Source organism: Campylobacter magnus (assembly GCF_028649595.1).
GTDB lineage: Bacteria > Campylobacterota > Campylobacteria > Campylobacterales > Campylobacteraceae > Campylobacter > Campylobacter magnus.
In genome coordinates, this window is sequence record NZ_JAQSLK010000006.1 from 1 (window position 1) to 16,050 (window position 16,050).

At 36.2% G+C, this 16,050-nt stretch carries 21 protein-coding genes and 1 tRNA gene; 9 read left to right on the forward strand and 13 right to left on the reverse strand.

Features of this window, described 5'->3' with window-relative positions; all coding sequences use genetic code 11:
• Positions 1–167: 167 nt before the first annotated feature.
• From PTQ34_RS07110 to PTQ34_RS07135, 6 genes are read right to left on the reverse strand one after another with little or no spacing between them, the layout of a single operon-like run.
• A complete protein-coding gene (locus tag PTQ34_RS07110) occupies positions 168–395 on the reverse strand; it encodes a WCX domain-containing protein (protein ID WP_273932867.1) in 228 nt (75 codons plus the stop codon).
• A gap of 37 nt (positions 396–432) precedes the next feature.
• The gene (locus PTQ34_RS07115; RefSeq protein ID WP_273932868.1) at positions 433–879 is read right to left on the reverse strand and encodes a hypothetical protein; all 447 of its coding nucleotides are present in this window, start codon (positions 877–879) and stop codon (positions 433–435) included.
• A 59-nt stretch (positions 880–938) separates the two neighbouring features.
• The gene (locus PTQ34_RS07120) at positions 939–2,465 is read right to left on the reverse strand and encodes a VWA domain-containing protein (protein WP_273932869.1); all 1,527 of its coding nucleotides are present in this window, start codon (positions 2,463–2,465) and stop codon (positions 939–941) included.
• A gap of 2 nt (positions 2,466–2,467) precedes the next feature.
• Positions 2,468–4,120 (reverse strand): AAA family ATPase, encoded by a 1,653-nt coding sequence (locus PTQ34_RS07125; RefSeq protein WP_273932870.1) that lies wholly within the window; start codon positions 4,118–4,120, stop codon positions 2,468–2,470.
• Positions 4,121–4,130: 10 nt separating this feature from the next.
• Positions 4,131–4,910: an acetate and sugar kinases/Hsc70/actin family protein gene (locus PTQ34_RS07130; protein WP_273932871.1), complete on the reverse strand. Its 780-nt coding sequence runs from the start codon at positions 4,908–4,910 to the stop codon at positions 4,131–4,133.
• Positions 4,911–4,957: 47 nt separating this feature from the next.
• On the reverse strand, positions 4,958–5,842 hold the full coding sequence (locus PTQ34_RS07135; RefSeq protein WP_273932873.1) for a DUF697 domain-containing protein: 885 nt from the start codon (positions 5,840–5,842) through the stop codon (positions 4,958–4,960).
• A 185-nt stretch (positions 5,843–6,027) separates the two neighbouring features.
• Between PTQ34_RS07135 and PTQ34_RS07140 the strand changes: the two genes are divergently transcribed.
• On the forward strand, positions 6,028–7,203 hold the full coding sequence (locus PTQ34_RS07140; protein WP_273932874.1) for a site-specific integrase: 1,176 nt from the start codon (positions 6,028–6,030) through the stop codon (positions 7,201–7,203).
• 119 nt (positions 7,204–7,322) lie between these two features.
• Here the strand turns inward: PTQ34_RS07140 and PTQ34_RS07145 are convergent.
• A tRNA-Leu gene (locus PTQ34_RS07145) sits at positions 7,323–7,399 on the reverse strand.
• A 136-nt stretch (positions 7,400–7,535) separates the two neighbouring features.
• Here PTQ34_RS07145 and PTQ34_RS07150 point away from each other — a divergent pair.
• Genes PTQ34_RS07150 through PTQ34_RS07160 form a run of 3 tightly spaced genes read left to right on the forward strand, consistent with a single transcriptional unit; the run spans position 7,536 to position 8,289 of the window.
• The gene (locus tag PTQ34_RS07150) at positions 7,536–7,754 is read left to right on the forward strand and encodes a ribbon-helix-helix domain-containing protein (protein ID WP_273929805.1); all 219 of its coding nucleotides are present in this window, start codon (positions 7,536–7,538) and stop codon (positions 7,752–7,754) included.
• Complete coding sequence (locus tag PTQ34_RS07155; RefSeq protein WP_273932875.1) at positions 7,744–8,034, forward strand: type II toxin-antitoxin system RelE family toxin; 291 nt, start codon at positions 7,744–7,746, stop codon at positions 8,032–8,034. Before PTQ34_RS07150 ends, PTQ34_RS07155 begins: the two co-directional genes overlap by 11 nt.
• A 45-nt stretch (positions 8,035–8,079) precedes the next feature.
• Positions 8,080–8,289 (forward strand): DUF3791 domain-containing protein, encoded by a 210-nt coding sequence (locus PTQ34_RS07160; RefSeq protein ID WP_273932876.1) that lies wholly within the window; start codon positions 8,080–8,082, stop codon positions 8,287–8,289.
• 104 nt (positions 8,290–8,393) lie between these two features.
• On the opposite strand, the gene PTQ34_RS07165 is transcribed toward PTQ34_RS07160, so the two are convergent.
• The 6 genes from PTQ34_RS07165 to PTQ34_RS07190 all read right to left on the reverse strand — a co-directional run bounded on the left by PTQ34_RS07165 (position 8,394) and on the right by PTQ34_RS07190 (position 13,256).
• Complete coding sequence (locus PTQ34_RS07165) at positions 8,394–9,296, reverse strand: helix-turn-helix transcriptional regulator (RefSeq protein ID WP_273932877.1); 903 nt, start codon at positions 9,294–9,296, stop codon at positions 8,394–8,396.
• The gene (locus tag PTQ34_RS07170) at positions 9,293–9,751 is read right to left on the reverse strand and encodes a hypothetical protein (protein WP_273932879.1); all 459 of its coding nucleotides are present in this window, start codon (positions 9,749–9,751) and stop codon (positions 9,293–9,295) included. The genes PTQ34_RS07165 and PTQ34_RS07170 overlap by 4 nt, the downstream gene beginning before the upstream one ends.
• Positions 9,752–9,795: 44 nt before the next feature.
• The gene (locus PTQ34_RS07175) at positions 9,796–11,568 is read right to left on the reverse strand and encodes a hypothetical protein (protein WP_273932880.1); all 1,773 of its coding nucleotides are present in this window, start codon (positions 11,566–11,568) and stop codon (positions 9,796–9,798) included.
• 66 nt (positions 11,569–11,634) lie between these two features.
• Positions 11,635–12,648 (reverse strand): hypothetical protein, encoded by a 1,014-nt coding sequence (locus PTQ34_RS07180; protein ID WP_273932882.1) that lies wholly within the window; start codon positions 12,646–12,648, stop codon positions 11,635–11,637.
• Between the two features lie 10 nt (positions 12,649–12,658).
• The gene (locus PTQ34_RS07185) at positions 12,659–12,949 is read right to left on the reverse strand and encodes a YkgJ family cysteine cluster protein (protein WP_273932884.1); all 291 of its coding nucleotides are present in this window, start codon (positions 12,947–12,949) and stop codon (positions 12,659–12,661) included.
• A gap of 115 nt (positions 12,950–13,064) precedes the next feature.
• On the reverse strand, positions 13,065–13,256 hold the full coding sequence (locus PTQ34_RS07190; protein WP_273932886.1) for a hypothetical protein: 192 nt from the start codon (positions 13,254–13,256) through the stop codon (positions 13,065–13,067).
• Between the two features lie 183 nt (positions 13,257–13,439).
• Between PTQ34_RS07190 and PTQ34_RS07195 the strand changes: the two genes are divergently transcribed.
• The 5 genes from PTQ34_RS07195 (at position 13,440) to PTQ34_RS07215 (ending at position 15,870) form a co-directional block, all read left to right on the forward strand.
• Complete coding sequence (locus PTQ34_RS07195) at positions 13,440–13,847, forward strand: hypothetical protein (RefSeq protein ID WP_273932888.1); 408 nt, start codon at positions 13,440–13,442, stop codon at positions 13,845–13,847.
• 763 nt (positions 13,848–14,610) lie between these two features.
• Complete coding sequence (locus PTQ34_RS07200) at positions 14,611–14,772, forward strand: hypothetical protein (RefSeq protein ID WP_004614779.1); 162 nt, start codon at positions 14,611–14,613, stop codon at positions 14,770–14,772.
• Positions 14,773–14,776: 4 nt separating this feature from the next.
• On the forward strand, positions 14,777–15,097 hold the full coding sequence (locus tag PTQ34_RS07205; protein ID WP_009256578.1) for a MobC family plasmid mobilization relaxosome protein: 321 nt from the start codon (positions 14,777–14,779) through the stop codon (positions 15,095–15,097).
• On the forward strand, positions 15,058–15,444 hold the full coding sequence (locus PTQ34_RS07210) for a relaxase/mobilization nuclease domain-containing protein (protein ID WP_002860781.1): 387 nt from the start codon (positions 15,058–15,060) through the stop codon (positions 15,442–15,444). The genes PTQ34_RS07205 and PTQ34_RS07210 overlap by 40 nt, the downstream gene beginning before the upstream one ends.
• Before the next feature lie 51 nt (positions 15,445–15,495).
• The gene (locus tag PTQ34_RS07215) at positions 15,496–15,870 is read left to right on the forward strand and encodes a TnpV protein (RefSeq protein ID WP_001129922.1); all 375 of its coding nucleotides are present in this window, start codon (positions 15,496–15,498) and stop codon (positions 15,868–15,870) included.
• The last annotated feature ends 180 nt before the right edge of the window (positions 15,871–16,050 follow it).

Here is a 16,050-nt window from a genome sequence, read left to right on the forward strand (position 1 = left end):
CAAGCATCAAAAGACCAAAGCTAAGTGCAAATAGACTAAATTGCTTGTAGCGCAAAGATACTAGCAAGATTTTGTGAATTCCTAGAATAAATTCTAGGAATTCTAGATTTTATTCTAGGAATTCTAGAATTCCCTAGATTTTTCTGCCCCAGAATTCCCAAAATCTCTCAAATGCTCTTTATATAGCCTTCTAAAAGCTTTTTAAGCTTAGTATTTAGTGGCTTTGGCTCTATGATTTTGACATAAGGAATCCATGCCTTTACTAGATTTAGCAGCTCATCATCAAAGGCAAACTTTACCTCAATAAGAATGCCCCGCTCATCATCGCTTAGCCTTTTAAACTCGCCAAAGGCTTTTTTGCGCTCAAAATACGCTCTTGCAACCGGTAAAATCAAAATTTGCGCCTTTTGCAAGCTTTGGTTATACCATTCCCTATAATTTTATCCTATCTTTTTCATCTTCATTATAGTCTTTAGCATTAAAAATATACAAAATTAAAATTTTATCTTTCCAAAAATCAAATCCTGTATGTAAATTTTTTATAATATTCCATTTTACTTGCATTGCATAGTCAGCATCGGCTAATTTTTCATCGTCAAAATTCCATAAACCAGCAGTATTGATTACTTTGTATTTTTTCTCCTTATTCATATATTTAGCTTTTACAGTTTCTTTAAATATTTCTGCAGTTGTAGGTTTGTAAACTCTATCAAACTCTCTGCCAGCAAGTATATCTAAAACTATGTCCTTGCCAGCACCAGTAAAACCAAATAAGAAAATAACTCTATCATGTGTTATTTCGCTTATTTGTTCAAAACATCTTGAAAGATAATCTTTAAAATCATCAATTTTACATGATAACTCATCAAAAAAACTCATAGTATTTCCTTTTTGTAAAAAATTTGTAAATATATCAAAAAACGCAAAATCAGAATTCCTTAGCGAATTTCGCTAGCTAGCTCGCCTAAGACTTTCACATTTTTTCCATCATATAAAAAATGCTTATCAAAGTAGTCAAGAGCCTTTGATTTTTCTGTAATGTCTAGCAAGAAAAAGCGGTTTTCTTGCTCTCTTTGCTTATCCATTTTGCCCACGATTCTTTGGCTAAGCTCGCCAAAATCCCCATCGCTAATTACTAGCAAATCACTTTTTTCAAACTCATCTTTGCTCATCATCTCCACGCCTTTTTCTAGTGCCTTGCCTACATCTGTCCCACCGCCAAAGCTAAGGCGCAAAAAGCTATTTAGCCTCTCCCCCCAGCCATGCTCGCTTAGATCCTCGCACTTAATATCGCTGCTAAAATTGATTAGATAGCAGGCTCTGTTCTTGCGCCTAGCACGGCTTGCGATAAATAGCGTTAGAGCCTTTGCTACCATCTCAGGCTCCCCACTCATAGATCCGCTAGTATCCACGCATAGTATAATTGCGCCTTTATTCTTATCCTTTGATTTTTGCTCTTTTGGCTTTTGTTTTTCTATCTCTTTTACATCTTTGATTTGCTTTTCTACCAGCCCTTGCTTTTCAAAGCAAAATAGCCTTTTTTCCAAAAGCTTCAAATCAAATAAAATCTCCAAATCATCATCATTTAATAGCGAAAATTCCTGCGGTACAAGATTTGCCAAATCAGCACCTAGCTCCACGCCACAGATTTCTTCTTTTGTGCGTTTTGTAGGCACACTCTGCGTGTAAGAATACGCCGTTTGCTCCTTGATTTTCTCCATAAAAACTTCATCCCTAGCCTCTCTAAGTCTGCCTAGCATTTCACATAATTTCATCAAAGGTTCATTATTTTTGATTTTGTTAAAGTGCTTTAAAATCTGCGCTAAACTTAGCTTTTTAGAGCGATTTTGCCCTTTGTAGCCATTTGCTGGGATCTCGCCACTATCATCCATGGTTATATCGCTTAGTGAGCTAAGTGCTTTTAGCATAGCATTTTGCGCCTTTTCATCGCCCAAATCGCTAGTATCAAGAGCGTCATTTACTAGGCTTATAGCATCCATCATTAGCCCATCTTCGCCAAAAAGCTCAGGGCTTATCTGCGCTAACTCACGAGCTTTTAAAAGCGCATCAAACCACGCTTGCATACGCACAAAAAAGTCATCTTCTAAGCCCTGCGTTCTTTGCTTTTTCCAAATAGCGATTTTCTCAGCTAAAATGTTTTGCCATTTATCCACGATATAGCCGTGCAGCTCGGCTCTTTTGCTCTCATTGTCTGCTAGGTTTGCTCTGTGGCGTAGGAATTCTAGATTTTGCCCCTCGTTAAATTTAGCAAATGCCTCTATATCGTCATCTAAAACTCCCTTCTCCGCACTAGCACCTGCTCTTTCTAGCAAAGCCGCTCGCTCACTCTCAAAAGGCGGATTTGCCACCGCAGCTACGATTTGCTCATTTTTATTAGCCACTGCTTGCGCATAGAGCTTGGCAATTTTAGGATCATTTAGAAGTCCGTGGTCATCTAGTAGCATTTTCACGCCTTTTTATGCTCTTTTACGGCTGTGATGAGATCATTTATTAGCTTGTCTTTATCGTGGCTGATAGCAGCTGAAATTCCTTTTGCCCCAGCTGCTAGTAGATCATTTGATGAGTTTTGTGCCACTATCTCGCTAAAAAGCTTTGCAAAGCCCAAACTAGCGTTATTTGCCATTTTGCCAAAGACTATAACACTAGCAAGTTTCTTTGCTAATTCATCATCGTTCATTTGTCCCATGAAAAACTGATTTATAGCTAGTTTTACCTCGCTAACGCTCTTGCTATCATCTACGCCGCTTGCTTGTAGGATTTTTTGGGTTTTTTCATAAACCACTTCTAGCATTTTATGATTTTTTTCATCTTTTAAAAGCGTGTTTGTTTGGCACTCATCAAGCCCAAGAGCTAGATTTTTTAGCTCTTTTATAGCAGTTTTTTGCCTAAAGCCCAAAAATACATTATTTGGAGTGCTGTTTATCTCATTATCAAGCGATATTTGCTTTGCTGTTATTTTATCTCTTAGCGTGTCAAACTCACCTTTTAAGCTCTCAAAAGAGTTGTTTTTTGCCTTTGTTTCTAAGGCTTTGAAACTAGCTTTTAGCCCTCTTATCTCTTCATCTTTGCCAAGGATTTTTTCAAGCACTTTTTTTATAAGCTCCATTTGCTTTTCATCCTCCCACAAACTATGCGCTAAAAGGGCTAGATCGTCTTTTACGATGATATTTCTATCATTTAGCACAGCACTTACTTTTAGGATACTAGCGCATTCTTTATATCTGCGATCTGAGATATAAGGCGCACTTACGCCCTCAAGCCCAAAAAGCTCTTTAATAAGCTCTGGCTTAGCTCTAAGCTCGTCAATCATCGCCTTAATCTGGCAAAATGCCTCTTTTGCACTCTCATCAAAGCTCACAGCCTTTGATAAAGTAATTATCTCATCAAGCTCACCTAGACTAAAAGTCTCTCTAAGCTCTACGCTCTTATCGCTTTCATTTGAGACTAGATTTAAGAAATTCTCTTTTTCATTTAGTGGCTTTACAAAATATCTTAAAATCATTCTATCATATAAAGCCTCTAAGCCTTGATTAGCTGGTGGGAATTCATTACTAGCGCAAACTATGCCTTTTAAAGGCACTTTTACATCAGTATTACCATCTCTATATATTCGCTCATTTATGATAGTAAGCAAGGTATTTAGTATAGCTGGTGAGCTTTTCCAAATTTCATCTAAAAAAGCAAAATGAGCAGTTGGTAGATAGCCATCTGTTTTTCTTGTTAGATTATTTTTTTTAAGCTCTGCTATGTCTATTGGACCAAAGATTTCTTCTGGTGTTGAAAATCTATTCATAAGATAAGCAAAGAAGCCTTTGTTTTTATTGAGAATTCTAGAATTCTCAGTAGGAATTCTAGAATTCTCAGTAGAGTTTTCATTTGGAATTCTAGAATTCTCACTAGGAATTCTAGAATTCCCTAGAGTATCAAATGCCAAACTTGCTCTTCTTGCTATCATAGACTTTGCAGTTCCTGGAGGACCATAAAGAAATATTGATTTTCCAGCAAACATAGATAATAATACCAGCTTTAAGCACTCTTCTCTTTCAAATAGCCCCACGCTAAGCTCATTTAACAAATTTTGTATTTTTTCTTTATACATTTTTTTCTCCTTAAAATCCTTTTAAAAACACATCTCCATTGCTATCTACTTCATACAAGGCATTATAGCCACGACCATAAAGACAAAGCCCTAACAACAATTCATAATGTCTAAGCCAATCACTAACACTATCTATTTTCTTATACTCCAACTCCAATGTTTCATAGTTTATATTTTCTGTATAAATGTCTACTTCATCTATTTTTAGCTCAGTAATCATTTTTGCATACTCACTATAAACAAAGTTGTAGCTTTTTACTCTCGTGCCTAGCTTTTTTATTATCTTACGCATAAAATCTAGTTTTTCTTTTCTTGCGTATATGATATTTGCGCTTACTTCTAGTGTTGCGCCTTTTTTACCAAGTGGATCATTTACTTCACCCACACTATCTAGCCCAAAAGCAAAGGGCAAAATTTGAATGATTTCATGTTCGTAAACTTCATTTTTGTTTAGCTCTAACACTTCTTTCATTAAAAGCTCTATATCATCTTTGCCTACTTCTTTATGCTGATGTATTTTTACAGAGTGTTTTGCTTCTTTGATTTTCACATTTTTTAGTGAAAAAACTATTTTTTCATATGGAGCTACTTCTTTTGCGTATGGAAACATATCTAGAATTTCTTCTGCTATCTTGCCAGGTCCTCTTGTGTTATAGTTATAATATTTGTTAAAGGGTTGCCAAAGATAAATATTTTTTCCATTTTTTATTTGGATAGCATGTACTTTAATGCAATAGTCCCAATATGAACTATTCCATGATTTTTCTTCTAAATCAACACCTAATATCATTGCTTTCCTTTGTGGGAATTCTAGAGTTTAGAATTCCCTAGTATATTTTAAGCATTTGCATATTTTTTTAGAGCCTCTGCGCCTATGTTTTTTATAGCTTCGCTTAGATTGCTAAAATTATCATCCAAATACGCTATAAAGGTCTGCCCCATCATCTCAGTCGTAGCAGCAGCGACTGTGCCATTGATCATACCACCTGCTAGGCTGCCAGCCCCTGGGATAAACTTCAAAGCAGTCCCAAGAGCCGCACGAACAGCAAAGCCAGTCCCAGCCACAGCCCCAAGAGCGATTATTAGCTTTTTGGCACTTTCTGCGTTCATTTCTAGCTCATAAGCTTTGGCAATGTGTAAAATCATACCGACTTGCGTAGGCAGCAGCAGCGCAATATCGCTAAAAGGCAAAGGCGATGCTGCTATACCAGCTGCTATGCTAGCGTAGCTATGCGTGATGATCTGGGCGTCTTCTTTTGCTTTCTCTCTTAGGCGTTTTAGAGCAAGCTCACGCATCTCTTTGTCGTATTCTTGCTGCCTTGCAAAGGCTAGACTTTTTGCCTGTGGCAAGGTCTCAAAGGTCTTATTTATTAGCAGATCTACACCCATGATTTTTTTGATCACGCCCTCATCATCCTCGCTTTCTAGTGCCCTTACTCGCTCAAACTCGCTTTCTTTTAGCCCAAGCTCATTTTTTATAAAATCGCTAAATTTCTCGCCGCTGCTAGGGTCTTTGTCACGCTCGGCTTTGGTGACGACTACTATTGTAGGAATTCCATACGCTTTTAGCATTTTGTATAGTTCTATCTCGCCATCTTGTAATCTTCTGCTATCCTCGCCTATACACATCCACGCAATGTGAATTTGCTCATCTGCGCTTTTAGCTTTATTTTCGCTTAAAAAACTCTCGATCTCGCCTTTTGTCGCCTCAAAGTCTTTCATTTCTAGCCCCTTTGTATCGTAGATACTAAGTCTAAGACCCTTAGAATTTATAACTAATTATAACTCTATATAAAAGATGAATATTTCATTATTTTAGAGATTTCTTAATTTTTATTTAAGCTACAAATTTATATAATTTACCATAAAAAGTCGTACCCAAAGTCGTACCCAAATCGAGGTTAGCAATGACTAATGATTTAATAAAAATCAATCTTAAAAATGTAGATTGTAAAAACATCTATTTTGACAATCGCAATGGAATATTTGGCACAAAAGAAATTACAAAAGCTCCAACTTATATAGGCTGTGATTTTAAATTGTATTTAAGAGTTTATGCTGTTGATGAAAGCGGAAATAAAAAGCAGACCAAAAAAAGTTTTTCATTTTCTAATAAAATTACTTTTTTACAAGCTATAAAAGAAGTAGCATCACAAAGAGAGAATTTAATAAAACAATTAAAAGAAGGTAATCGCAAAACTGAAAAAACTAGAATTCCAACACTTAAAGAAGCTTGGGATGAATATATAGAAATGAAACGCAATCAGCTCTCTCCAAATACGATAAATGGTTATATTTTGGTGGCAAACAAATGGATATTTTCAGATGAGAAGCTATCTAAAACGCCAATTACTCAAATTAGCACTAGGCGATTACAAGATATAGTAAATAAAATGCTAGATATGGGCATGGCTCCAAGAAGCTCAAAATCTATAAAAGAAGCGCTTAGACCACTCTTTAAGTATTATGTAGCAAATGGCACTCTAAAGTCAAATCCTGCTATTTTTATTCAAATACCAAAGTTTAATAATGAAGTTAGCATAGAGCTTAGTGATGATAAGCTAAAAGAGCTTTATGATTTGCTCTATAACTATCCAGTAGAACCTTTTAGAAGTATATTTGTTTGGCTTTCGCATGGGCGAAGGCTAAACGAAGTTTTAAGCCTTGAGTGGCGAGATATAAACTTAGAAGCTATGACCTACACAATAAGATATGAAAATAATAAGGTTAGAAAGCCTATGACCTACAAACTAAGCAATGAGCTACTTGAAGCCTTACAAAATATCGGTATAAAAGAAAGTGGTTTTGTTTTTCCAGCCATGAAAGATAAAAGCCAAAAAATGGATAATAGCACACTAAGAAAACACTGGCAAAAAGTGCTTGATAAGCTAGGACTTCATATCCGCATCCACGATCTGCGCCACTTAATAGGTGGTGTGCTAGTCTCAGAGGGTAAAACGCTAGAGCAAATCGCATCTATCCTAGGACACACATCTACAAGCGTGACCAAACGCTACTCAAAAGTCCGCCAAGAAGTAGCAGCAGAGGGACTTGATGAGTTCTTTAAAAGAGTGAAAAAGTAGATATGCAAATAAACGATAAAGCTTATAATACATTATGTGTGTTTTAGCGGAGAGCTGGGAACTTATGGAATAACAAATATAGAGATGGTAAAAATTAGTAAAAATTAGCAAAAAGCTAGAGTGCCAAACAGGAATCGAACCTGTATTTATCGCCGTTTAAGGCAATCCGCCCTTGACCACATTGGCACATTAGCACTCCATTGTCGTGATTATACCAAAAATTCGCTAGATTTCAGCTAATAAAAATAAAAAGTTTTATACATCAGTATAAAAGTATTGACTTTTATATATACTTTTATATATACTTCTACTGTTTCTAAAAAAGGATAAAAATGCAAAATGTAGCAAAAATGAGCTTTACTATAGAACACGCTTTAAAAAATGAATTAGACGAGTTTTCAAAAGAGCTTAGCTTATCAAAAAGCAGAATTATAGCAAATGCTTTGGAGCTTTACTTTGACACGCTTGATCTAAAAATAGCGCAAGATAGGCTCAAAAACCCACAAATCATTAGCCAAGATGAAATGCAAAAGTTTGTAGATGAGCTATAAGCTAGAGTTTGAAAGTAGAGTTAAAAAGGACTTTGCTGGCATAGGCAAAGAAAATAGCGTTATAATAATGAAAGTTCTAAGCGAGTTTGCTACTAATTTTAGCCACGAATACGAACAAGAGCTTTTAAAAACCACGAAAATCAAGGCTTTAAAAGGCAGTTACGAAGGGCTTTATAGGCTTAGAATTCGCTCATTTAGAGCAATATACAAAAAGAAAGAAAATGAACTAATAATCTTGGTACTTAGAGTAGCAGCTAGAAAAGATGCGTATAGAGAATAATTTTGAATTACCAAGGATAGCTAATGCCATCTGAGAGCTAAAATAATGGATAAAGATACTGCTAGTTTCATAATCTATATAATACACAAAATAGCTAGGCGCAATAGTCTAGCACCGTCGCAAGTGTATAGACTGCTAAATAAAACTGAGTGTATAAGCAAATATCTCGTGCCTTGCTACGATGTACTTCATACCATGAGTGCCGATGTTGTGGCTGATAATGCTCTACTTTGGGCAAAAAATCACGGAGAATAGATATGAGCGAAGTAGAGAATTCCTATAAAGAAAGCCTTGAAGAAAAGATTATTTTTTGCTTGGCAGATCGCAAGGGCTTAGAGCTAGAAAAAGAAATATAAAAGCTATATAGAATTTGCATATTCTAGTAGTGAATTTTTTAGCTTAGCGTTCAGCTCTTGTGGTTCTATTATTTTTATATATGGTATCCAAGCTTTTACTACATTTAAAAGCTCATCATCAAAGGCAAAGCGAACTTCAAGCAAAATACCATTATTATCATCTTTTAAGATTTTAAAGCTCTTAAATATATTTTTTCGTTCAAAATATTCTCTTGCTTTTGGCAAAACTAGAATTCTAGCTATTTTGATATTTTGGCTAATCCATTCTAAATCATTTTCTTTAATACGGCGTAAAAAAATTCTAGATGGCTCAAAGCCACCTAGAAATTGACATTTTTTGATTTTCAATAGAGAAAAGCTTTTAAGCTTAGTTTTTTCATCACCAAGCAAATACCAAATACCATCTATAAAATCAAGTCTATAAGGCTTTACTAAGCGTTCTTTGCCATCATAATAGAAATTTAGCTCTAAATGTTCTTTAATAGCTGTTCGTAAATCATCAAAAATAGCACTAAGCTCTTTTTGATTTTTGCCAGTTTGAGAGCTCATAGCATAAAACTTGCTAAAATCGGTATTTAAAGCATCAGTTATGGTTTCATCATCTAAGCTTGGATAAATATCTCCAAAACCACTATTTTTAGCAAAAAGTTTAATATCATCAAAGCTCAAAGCTCCGTCAGCTTCTAATCCACGATTTAGATAATAAAAGCCATCTTTGCCTCGTGTGATATCAAGATTACATTCATCTTTAATCTTTTTAATATCACGCTGAAATGTTCTTACATCAATATTAAACTTATTTAGTAGTTCATCTTTATTTAGTCTTTGTTCTCTGCTAAGAATTCCAAGCATTTGTAAAAGCCGAGATAGCTGAGCTTCTTTTGATGTTAAATTAGTATTTTTCATTTTTTTTTTTTTAATTCTAACTTTGCCATTGAAATGTTTTTTAGTTTTGTAGAAATCCTTTTTTTTAATTCTAATTTTGCCATTGAAATGTTTATTAGTTTTGTAGAAATCCTTGTATGATATTCGGCAATTTCAGTATAAAATGATAAATTTTTAAAACTTTCTTTAACATCATCAGAAACTATATATTTTTCTACCTCTTCTAGCAACTTTTGAGCAAGAGTAGCTAACATTTCCAATATTGTTTCTTTCATAGCAGTATCTATTTCTATTTTTTGTTCTGATAAATCAGTGGTAAAATTTTTTAATATCTCCACTACTTTTTTCCCTTTATATTCATTGCTTACCAAATTCTCATATTTATTACCCGTGAAATTTTCATATTTTTTTATAAGTTCTATAAATTCACATATTAATTTTTCTAATTCATTATTGAGTGTGTTTTTTGTGTTCATTTTTTCTCCTTTTGTATATTGTTTTTAAAAACTGAATTATTTATTTAATCCCAATGAAGTCTCCCACTACCACTATTTACAAAAGTTTTTAGTTGTTCTTTTGTTCTTATTTTTAGCTCTGTGCCATGAAGCTTACAGATATTATCAAGCGAAGCAAAAATAGCAGAAAATTCTCCACCAAACTTAGCATTAGCATAGTCGCTAAATGCTGAGTCTAGTGCCATCATTCGCTCAACATGAGCTTGTTCTACTGCTAGTTCTAGTTTTTCTCGCTCGGCAATCAAAGCTGGCAAATTAGAAGCCACAAGCTCTGCTATTTCATCTGCTCTTTGCTTTGCGAAATCTCTTGCGGCAATCGCTGCAAATATGCTATCAAGCGCCATATCGATCGCTTTACTGCCAAGCACTATAGCAAAAGCAGATATTACGATGGTTAATGCCCCAGATACGATATTAGCAAAGCCAGGCATTATCGGCGTTAGGTAGAAGTCCAGTTGCTTTGAGATAAAAATAGATGCGCTTACCCATAAAGTAGAAATAAGCCCTTTTAAAATCACAGATAGCAGGTCTTTAAAACTTTTTGTTTTTCCTGTGATATAATCATAAATAGCATTATATATTTGCTTAACAGAGCTTCTTAGCTTGCCCCAAATAGCTCGCAACTCAGCACCAATTGTTTTAACAATTATATCTACCAAGGCATAAGTTCCACCTTTACTAAAAGCATGACCTAGGTTTTTAAAATTTTTTACTATTTCATCCCAAAGTCTTTGCACTCTTACTTCAAGTGGTGTAGATTTGTTACCAAAGCACATGTCTTTTATTTCCCAGACAGCTCCACTTGCGATAATGCTAAGAGCCATCACAGCAGCTTCGCTAAGCCCAGTTGTAGCCACATGCGCTGCTCCCATTTTTATAGTATTCCACTTAGAGATTTCCAAAGCATTTTGGCTATCAGCTATTGTGTAATTGCTAGGTTCTAATTTTGCTAACAATTTTTTAGCGTTTTCTCTTTTTACTGGATCTTTTTCATTTTTTATTGTATTTTCTAAAAGCTCTTTTGCTTTTGGATATTCATCTTTTGTGATTATTATTTTTAATCCATCTTCATTTAGGTATTTATCATTTTTGCCATAAAGCTTTTTTAGATCACTATTATTATTTATTTTAACTGCCTTTAACTGACCATTTACCTTTATTTCACCATTTTTATATACTTTTACATCAGTTAGCGTATCATTTGAGTTGGTTTGTATGCCAAATTCTTTTAGCATAGCTTGTTGCTCTTCTTTTGTGTATGTTTTATTTACAAAATCAAGTTCTATCTGTGCGTTTTGAGATGCTCTTAGTTTGCTAGCTGCGTCTTTTACTTCTTTGCTATCAGCAGGGTAGCCCTGAGCTAATAATTCATTAAGCTTAGCTTGTCTTTTTGGTAAATCATCAATGGCTTTTTGTAGTGCTCCGCTTTGCGCTTTTGTGATATATGCTAGCGTATCTGTGCGAAGTGCTACTGTGCCTTTATTTAAATTTTTACCAAGATCAGCACCATATGCGCCACCATCAGTATTTAAAGCATTTTCTATATTTGTATCACTAGCCACTAGATCTTCGTGTAAAAATCCATATTTCTTATCGTTTTTGGCGTGAATTTTGGCAGTAGCTTCCATATGCCTTTGCGCATCCACAGCAGCACCATATCCTGCATAGGTATTTAAGCTAAATATATTAAGCCCAAATCTAGCTAAGGTTTGATTGCCTATTTCTTCTATTATTTCATCACTTAGAGTTCTTGCTCTTGCTGTTACTACTTGTGGCATTGATTTATCCTTTTTAGGTAGAGTTTCACTTTGGAATTCCAAAGTGAAACTACTAAATTTTAGTGCTTATTCATACTTAGCTTTTATTTCTTTTAAAATATTAGCATGTGTTTCTTGTAAAGATATAAGCTTTTTAGTTAGCTCATCATCATCGCTTAGTATAGGCTCATTGATAATGGCTATTACACTCTCAGCTGTATTTACTAAGATATGAAGCTTGTCTTGCTCATCATTACTCCAAACAGCTGGATTATTGCCTTTATCATCTGCGATTTTTTCAACTAGATCAAGTTGTTCGCTAAGCTCTAAGTCCATTTTAATAAGACTTCTGCGCTTTTCATCACCTTTATAATACAGCTTTTTTAGTAATGGTTGTTGCGCTTTTAGAGCTTCGGCTGCTTGCTCGCAGTATGTTTTAAAGCCTTTTGCATCTTCTTTTGCTGTTTCTGCTTTATAAGCAAAAATTATAGCAGCTACTGCGATAACAGGTGCAGCAACAATTCCACCAAGCACAGCAGTTCCGCCAGCCATTCCAAGACCACCAGCACTTAAAGCACCACCACCAAACCACGCAAGAGTAGCATTTGTAGCGGCAACACCAGTAAGTGAGCCAATGGCAGTTCCAGTAGTGGCGCAAGTAGCACCAAGTAATCCCACACTACCAAAAGCACCAAATCCAGCCAAAGCACCAGCTCCGCCAGCAGCAATCACACCGCCTATCATAGAGCTTAGCTCAAACACGCTATCGCTAATTTTAGCAAGCTCAACATCTTTGCCGTTAATTTCTACACTGTAATCATCATTGGCAGTTTCTAGTCTAGAAATTAGCGCCGCAAAACGCTCTAATGCTCCATTGAGAGTTCTTTGTTTTTCTTCTCCAAATTGTTTGAAAACTTCATCAGTTTTATCCTGAACAAGTTTAAAGGCATCAACAGCATTAGAGTATATTTGCTGACCTTCATTTCTTTTTTCGCTTGCCTCGCTGCTGTCTTTATAGGCATCATATCCTTTTTTTGCTCCATATCCTAGTGCGCTAGCTACCAATCCAGCAGCTACAATTGGAATTAACGGTAATGGCATTTTGTTCTCCTTAAAAATTTTCTTTTACCCTAAAACTCTCATCAATGTTTTCTAGCCTTTGTAGTTCATTGCAGGCTTTGGCATTGTAAGAGTAAAACTCTTTTTTACTCCAAACCTTACTAAAAGCCTTATACATTTCATCTATACGGCAAATTAGCGGTCTATTTTCGTAAATCTTGCACTTATTGCTTTTAAGGTCTAGCTCTTTACATATTCCATTGCCAAGATCAAAGTCTTTAAGTTCAGCAATATTTGAAATATGCCTACAACAAGCCCCACAAGTAGCACAAGGAAAACTCACATTTTCAGACGATAAACACCTCCTTTATTTTTTACATTTTTAAATTTCATTATACCCCCCCCCCACTAAAAATCTACTTAAATTTAAGTAGATTTTTAGTGGGAGTAAAACCTAGTTAAATGCCTAATTTGGCATTAAAATTCTTAAAGCGATTTTCCTCATCTTTGCTTTTATCGTATATTGGCAAATCGTATTTTTCTGCTAAATAAAATATTGCAGCCCTTATCATGCCAACTGTCCTAAAAACCATATAGCAAATACCCCAAAGCACCCAAAGTGCTATAAGTAAAATAATAAGCTGAGCCATTTTAATTCCTTAAAAATTTAAGACGAATTATAAAACATCAATACGACAGATAGTGTCGTATTGATGTAAATGCCAAAAAATAAATAACTTTTAAAAATATTTATTTATTTTACTTTATTACGACATAATATATCGTAATGCTTTGATAAACTTCTCTTACAATTTTTCTTAAAAGGAGTAAAAATGTTACCACTTATAATAGCAGGAGCATCGGCAGGAGTTTGGTATTGGCTTGGCAACGAACGAAAAAGACAAAACCTAGACCCAGACAAAGTTAGTCGTTTAGATATTCTAAAAGACAAATTAACTGGCGTGATTAGGGATTATCGCTATGAACAAATTCATAAAGAATATGTTAAGCTATGTGATGATTTTGTATCACTTACAAAAAGTGATTATGCGCCATTAAGCGATTATGAAGCTATGAGTGATTATGATGATGATTGGCTTGTAAAAGAATGGTTCCCGGAAAAATGCCGTGAAGCATTACGGATATCACATAAATTATCAAATCAAATTTCACATCTAAGTGATGCTATATCAAAAGAGATAGATAAGTCAGATGATAAAGGTAGCTATACCACCAAATAAACGGAATGGAAGAAAGCAAGCGGTACACGTTAAGTACATGAATAACCAAAGGGCTTTTAAGGTTGAAATGGGAGAATGTACTAATGGGGGCAGACCAGACAAGGCGAAGATTGTCGAAGAATGGCAGGCGAACCACCCAGACGGAAAGAAAATAGATTGTGAGCGTGATACTGGATTGAGCCGACACACTGTATTGAAGTGGTGGAAAGAGGGCGAAGCCCTTTAAGTCATTTCCCCTTAATTACCCAAGAGCCATAAGAAAAAGAGTGTCAAGGGCAGTCGGAACGACTGTACAGTTTACCCTTGATACTCTTTTTTGTTGGCTACAATGCCAGAGGGGGAAACGACAGCACGACCGTTCCGTTACTTCCTCATAGGAGCATTGTCCATTCCAAAAAGAGAGAGTAAAGGGTTGTCTGCGACAATTTTTTTCACTGCTGCCATTCGCTGATCCGCAAGCGGAAGCTCATAGCTGCAGAGAAAAAAACAAGCCCTTGACTATCTCTTTTTTCCATTCCCTCAGCACCTAAGAGGAAGTAAGCTCCACTGGATTATTGGCATAATCCACGCACCACAACACACCCCACTTGACAAGTGATAGCCACTATAGTATATTAGTGGTGTGGGGTATGTTGCAAGTTCCCTAAAGTGTTACCACTTTAGAACTTGTGAGGGTGGCAAGCCCCCTTCAATCCCCCTTTTTAGAGAGCCGAAAGGCTCATAATTTGACGGTGGTAGCACCGAAGAAAGAGAGGTCAAAGGCATGAAAAAAGAAATGGATAAAATTCAGTTTGAGTACAGATACGAGGTGCAGGAGCTGATGAAAGTAATTGATAAATATGTAAAACAGAACCCGGCAGAAAAGGAAAATAAGACGCTGGAGCGTTTCTTTGACTTACTTGATGTCATGGATATGGAGTGGTAAGGGCATGAACAAGACAAGACCAAAGCAGTTATCATTCCGAGTAAGTGAAGAAGAATACCAGCAGTTGCAGGAGAAGATTTCAGAGAGTGGAAAGAACCAGCAGGAGTATATCCTTTCCTGTGTGCTGGAGAAGCAGATCGTGAATACGGACGGTATCAAAGAACTTATCCCGGAACTGAAACGGATAGGGAACAACCTCAACCAAATAGCAAAGAGGTGTAATGAGGGGGGAATGTTGCCGAGTGAAGCGGAAGTGCGGAAGCATGGAGAGGAGCTGAACAAAGTATGGCAGTCATTAAGGCGGTATCTTCAAAGGCGGGCATAGGGCACGCAATAGATTATGTGACGAAAAAAGAAAAGACAGAGGAGAAGCTTGTCAGCGGTCTGCATTGTGAGCCGGAGACGGTCAAGGAGGAAATGCAAGCCACAAAGGAGCTGTGGGGCAAGACGGACGGAAGAACCTATAAGCATTATGTGCAATCCTACCATGAGGACGAGGAAATAACCCCGGAGCAGGCTCACAAGAACGCTGTCGAGCTGGCAGAGCATACAAAGGCATGGAAAGGGCATGAAGTTCTGATAGCCACGCATATAGACAAGGGGCATATACACACGCACTTTATTGTCAATTCCGTAAATTATGAGAACGGTCATAAGCTCCAATGGATGTAGGACGGATTTTGCGGACATTCAAAATAAAAAAGAATGTGGAGGTAACAGACAATGGCAAAATCATTATTTGAGGAACTGGGCGGCAAATACGAAAGGCAAGGGGATTATTTGATACCGTGCTTAACTGTACCCGCCGAAGAAGAACAGGCAATAGGCATCTGGGGGCAACGGCATTTAGATTATCTAAAACAGTACCGTAAAGTTACATACACCAATCTTCTTACAAGCGGCAGGCTAAACGCCTACCTTGCCGACATCAACAGACAGGCACAGGAACGCTTTGAAAGGCTCATAGAGGGTATGAAACAGGCACAGGGCATAACGGAACAGCTAAAGGCAGAAAACGCCTTAGAATGGACAGGATGCCTCAATAACATAAGGGCTTGTGCAAGAGAGATTGTGGAAAAGGAAATTATTTTTGCATAAACAGATGATTAGTGGCAGGGGGAAATCCTGCCGCTTTTTCTGCTTTAGTTTGTCAGCTTGACAAATAAAGGATTAAGGAGTATAATTAGATTCAATATTATACAAGGAGTTAATAAATATGCGGCAAGGTATTCTTAAATAAACTGTCAATTTGATAGTGGGAACAAAAAGTAGCAGTCC

What these genes read in the sequence shown, in the direction of transcription:
- PTQ34_RS07190 (WP_273932886.1), bottom strand. Translation starts at nt 13,256, where the DNA reads ATGGCTCAGCTTATTATTTTACTTATAGCACTTTGGGTGCTTTGGGGT.
- PTQ34_RS07130 (WP_273932871.1), bottom strand. Translation starts at nt 4,910, where the DNA reads ATGATATTAGGTGTTGATTTAGAAGAAAAATCATGGAATAGTTCATAT.
- PTQ34_RS07150 (WP_273929805.1), top strand. Translation starts at nt 7,536, where the DNA reads ATGCAAAATGTAGCAAAAATGAGCTTTACTATAGAACACGCTTTAAAA.
- PTQ34_RS07180 (WP_273932882.1), bottom strand. Translation starts at nt 12,648, where the DNA reads ATGCCATTACCGTTAATTCCAATTGTAGCTGCTGGATTGGTAGCTAGC.
- PTQ34_RS07140 (WP_273932874.1), top strand. Translation starts at nt 6,028, where the DNA reads ATGACTAATGATTTAATAAAAATCAATCTTAAAAATGTAGATTGTAAA.
- PTQ34_RS07125 (WP_273932870.1), bottom strand. Translation starts at nt 4,120, where the DNA reads ATGTATAAAGAAAAAATACAAAATTTGTTAAATGAGCTTAGCGTGGGG.
- PTQ34_RS07200 (WP_004614779.1), top strand. Translation starts at nt 14,611, where the DNA reads ATGAAAAAAGAAATGGATAAAATTCAGTTTGAGTACAGATACGAGGTG.
- PTQ34_RS07205 (WP_009256578.1), top strand. Translation starts at nt 14,777, where the DNA reads ATGAACAAGACAAGACCAAAGCAGTTATCATTCCGAGTAAGTGAAGAA.
- PTQ34_RS07120 (WP_273932869.1), bottom strand. Translation starts at nt 2,465, where the DNA reads ATGCTACTAGATGACCACGGACTTCTAAATGATCCTAAAATTGCCAAG.
- PTQ34_RS07195 (WP_273932888.1), top strand. Translation starts at nt 13,440, where the DNA reads ATGTTACCACTTATAATAGCAGGAGCATCGGCAGGAGTTTGGTATTGG.
- PTQ34_RS07165 (WP_273932877.1), bottom strand. Translation starts at nt 9,296, where the DNA reads ATGAAAAATACTAATTTAACATCAAAAGAAGCTCAGCTATCTCGGCTT.
- PTQ34_RS07210 (WP_002860781.1), top strand. Translation starts at nt 15,058, where the DNA reads ATGGCAGTCATTAAGGCGGTATCTTCAAAGGCGGGCATAGGGCACGCA.
- PTQ34_RS07170 (WP_273932879.1), bottom strand. Translation starts at nt 9,751, where the DNA reads ATGAACACAAAAAACACACTCAATAATGAATTAGAAAAATTAATATGT.
- PTQ34_RS07135 (WP_273932873.1), bottom strand. Translation starts at nt 5,842, where the DNA reads ATGAAAGACTTTGAGGCGACAAAAGGCGAGATCGAGAGTTTTTTAAGC.
- PTQ34_RS07155 (WP_273932875.1), top strand. Translation starts at nt 7,744, where the DNA reads ATGAGCTATAAGCTAGAGTTTGAAAGTAGAGTTAAAAAGGACTTTGCT.
- PTQ34_RS07160 (WP_273932876.1), top strand. Translation starts at nt 8,080, where the DNA reads ATGGATAAAGATACTGCTAGTTTCATAATCTATATAATACACAAAATA.
- PTQ34_RS07215 (WP_001129922.1), top strand. Translation starts at nt 15,496, where the DNA reads ATGGCAAAATCATTATTTGAGGAACTGGGCGGCAAATACGAAAGGCAA.
- PTQ34_RS07115 (WP_273932868.1), bottom strand. Translation starts at nt 879, where the DNA reads ATGAGTTTTTTTGATGAGTTATCATGTAAAATTGATGATTTTAAAGAT.
- PTQ34_RS07175 (WP_273932880.1), bottom strand. Translation starts at nt 11,568, where the DNA reads ATGCCACAAGTAGTAACAGCAAGAGCAAGAACTCTAAGTGATGAAATA.